Origin of the sequence: Bradyrhizobium sp. CCBAU 11386, from assembly GCF_028128955.1 — a bacterium.
GTDB lineage: Bacteria > Pseudomonadota > Alphaproteobacteria > Rhizobiales > Xanthobacteraceae > Bradyrhizobium.
On record NZ_LBKA01000119.1, the window covers coordinates 1 to 2,682 of the forward strand.

The following is a 2,682-nucleotide window of genomic DNA, read 5'->3' on the forward strand; positions in this document are numbered from 1 at the left end:
CTTCATCGGATGCCCCGCAAATCGCGGGGAATCTTATCGCGCGAATCACAGCAAACAGAGCCTTTTCACACAGCCTGGGCCCACAGCCGACTCGCAAGAACGACTTGAACTTGTCCGCTCCCGAGGGCACGACGGACAAGGTATGCCTAGCGTGACTGTCAGCTTGATGAGGTCGTTCCGCCCGTAGCCGCCGTGGCCGAGATGTTCGCGCGTGCCGTCAGTCGGCGCGCGATCGGCGTCAGCAGATATGGGGCGAGATGGATCGGAAACTGCGTCAGCGCGAAATAGAGCCAGGTCGTCGCCGGCAGCGCGCCTGCGGTCGCGGCCAGCATCAGCCCGAGATTGCGCTGTGACACCATCAGGCCGATCGCGAAAGCGCGCTCATGGCCGACGCGCCGGAAGATCAGCGTCGTGACGGCGAGCAGGGTGAAATAGACGGCAAAGGCGAGCAGCGCGACGCCGATCGTGAACAGGGGGGCGGCGAGGAAGTCGGTTGCGACGTCGCCCATCACTGCGGACGCAAAGACCAGCAGGATGACGATGTTGATGCCGTCGATCGGACGCTTGTGGCGCTGGATCGCCTCGGCGCCGAACAGGCGGCGGATGACGGTCGCGGCAAGCAGCGATGCCGCGAGGATGCCGAGCAGCTTGAGGCCGAGCGTGAGCGGCGAGATGCTGAGCATGCCGCCGAGAAACAGGCTGGCGAACAACGAGGCGGTGAAGGGGACGAGCGCGGTCGAGGTCACCAGCGTGACCAGCACCAGCGTGGCATCGAGGCCCATCAGTGCGGCGAGCGCCGGCGCGGCCATCATCGGCGAGGCCATGCCCTGAAGCATCAGCGCCAGAGCAAGGCCGGGCGAGCTATCGCTGAGCCCGGTTGCGTGAGCGGTCAGCCCCACGATCAGCGGCACGCCGATCGTGGTCCAGGCGGTGGCGGCCGCGACCAGCGCCGGCCGGCGCAGATGTCCGTAGAGCGCCGTCAGGTCGACGCGCATGAAGGAGATGCAGAGCAGAAGGAAGATCGCCTCGGTGACGTAAGGGCGCAGCAGCGCACCGAGCGGCGGCACCGCAACCGCGATGAAGGCGATCGCTGCCACCGCGCGCGTGCCCTGGTCACCGAGCCATGTCAGGGCGCGCAGGGGGATGGCGAAGATGGTTTTGCGAATGGAAGGCATCTCGGTCTGAGGCGGTGCGTAGCCCGGATGAGCGGAGCGACATCCGGGACAGGTGTTCTTGCGAGGTGAGAGCGGTCCCGCATGTCGCTTCGCTCATGCAGGCTACGGACTACCCCAATTCCTTCAACCACGCGCCGATCTCGCTGACGGCGACATTGGCCTGTGGCAACAGCTTGCCCATGGTGAAGAAGCCGTGGAACTGGCCGGGGAAGTGCTTGTAGGTCACGGGCACGCCGGCCTGCTTCAGCCGCGCGGCATATTCATTGCCTTCGTCGCGCAGGGGATCGGCGCCGGCGGTCAGCACATAGGCCGGCGGCAGTCCGGCAAGGTTTTCCGCGCGCGCCGGCGAGGCGCGCCAGTCGTGGATGTCGGCGGCGCCGCTGAGGTAGTGATCGCGAAACCAGCGGATCACCGAATGCGTCAGCAGCACGCTGGTCTCGGGTTCGCTATGGGAGCCGTGCGTCATGGCGAAATCGGTCGCCGGATAGATCAACACCTGGCCCGCGATCGCGGGGCCGTCGCCGTCGCGCGCGGCGAGCGCGACGACCGCGGTGAGATTGCCGCCGGCGCTGTCGCCACCGATCGAGAGACGGGAGGCGTCGATGCCGAGCTCACGCGCATTCGCGGCGATCCATTTGGTTGCGGCAATGGCATCATCGGCCGCGGCGGGAAATTTGTGCTCGGGTGCGAGGCGGTAGTCGACCGAGATCACGATCAGCGCGGCTTCGGCCGCGAGCTGGCGGCAGACGACGTCATGGGAGTCGAGATCGCCGATCACCCAGCCGCCGCCATGGAAGAACACCAGCGCCGGCGACAGGCCGTTCTGCCGGCGCGGGTCCGTCGGCACGTAGATGCGCGCCGGGATCACCCCGTGCGGCGCCGGGATCGCCAGCGGCGCGACACGTGCAAGTTCCGGCGGTTCGGGGTTGGTGGCAAAGCGCGCCTGGGCGTAATAGGCGCGCGCCTCCGGTGCGGTCAGGGTCTCGTAGGCGGGGCGGCCGGCCTCCTGGAAGGCCTTGTAGACGGTGGCGGCATCGGGATCGAGCACAACGGGCATGGGGACGACCTTGGGGCTTCCAGTTATCGTTGGACGGCGCGTTCGGGGGGCGGGGGCCGCCTCGGCCCCCGGGGAAGGGTCCTCCGACTATCCCATTTGGTCGGTGGTCTGGCCAGCTGGCGGCGGGGCAGGGCAGGGATGCCGCCCTTTCCCCGCCGTATTCGGCGTGTTAACCGGATGGCCTGCGAGCGGCGGTATCCCCTGTAGAATGTCCAGCAAGCCCGATTCGCTGTTGAAGCCGCGCGAGAAGATGGTTCGAACCCTTACCCTGACAGGTCTTGCGGCGCTTCTGGCCGCCACTGCGCTCACGGCTGCGACGCCCGCGCAGGCGCAGATCGGCACGATCTTCTCCGATCCGCCGCCGCTGCGGCCGCCCGGCAGCATTCCGCGCGGACAGCCGCAGCCGCAGGTGCCTGACGACGACGAGGAGGTCCCCGAGCTGCCGCCGCA

At 67.8% G+C, this 2,682-nt stretch carries 2 protein-coding genes and 1 pseudogene; 1 reads left to right on the forward strand and 2 read right to left on the reverse strand.

What is annotated here, in order from left to right; genetic code table 11:
* Positions 1–158: 158 nt before the first annotated feature.
* Positions 159–1,175, reverse strand: a complete 1,017-nt coding sequence (locus XI09_RS08770; RefSeq protein WP_271566486.1) for a Na+-dependent transporter — start codon at positions 1,173–1,175, stop codon at positions 159–161.
* A gap of 109 nt (positions 1,176–1,284) precedes the next feature.
* Entirely contained in the window at positions 1,285–2,232 is a 948-nt protein-coding gene (locus XI09_RS08775) for an alpha/beta hydrolase (RefSeq protein ID WP_271566487.1), read from the reverse strand.
* Positions 2,233–2,440: 208 nt separating this feature from the next.
* Between XI09_RS08775 and XI09_RS08780 the strand changes: the two are divergent.
* Positions 2,441–2,682 (forward strand): annotated as a pseudogene (locus tag XI09_RS08780) (DUF2155 domain-containing protein); the annotation flags it as partial.

What these genes read in the sequence shown, in the direction of transcription:
- XI09_RS08770 (WP_271566486.1), bottom strand. Translation starts at nt 1,175, where the DNA reads ATGCCTTCCATTCGCAAAACCATCTTCGCCATCCCCCTGCGCGCCCTG.
- XI09_RS08775 (WP_271566487.1), bottom strand. Translation starts at nt 2,232, where the DNA reads ATGCCCGTTGTGCTCGATCCCGATGCCGCCACCGTCTACAAGGCCTTC.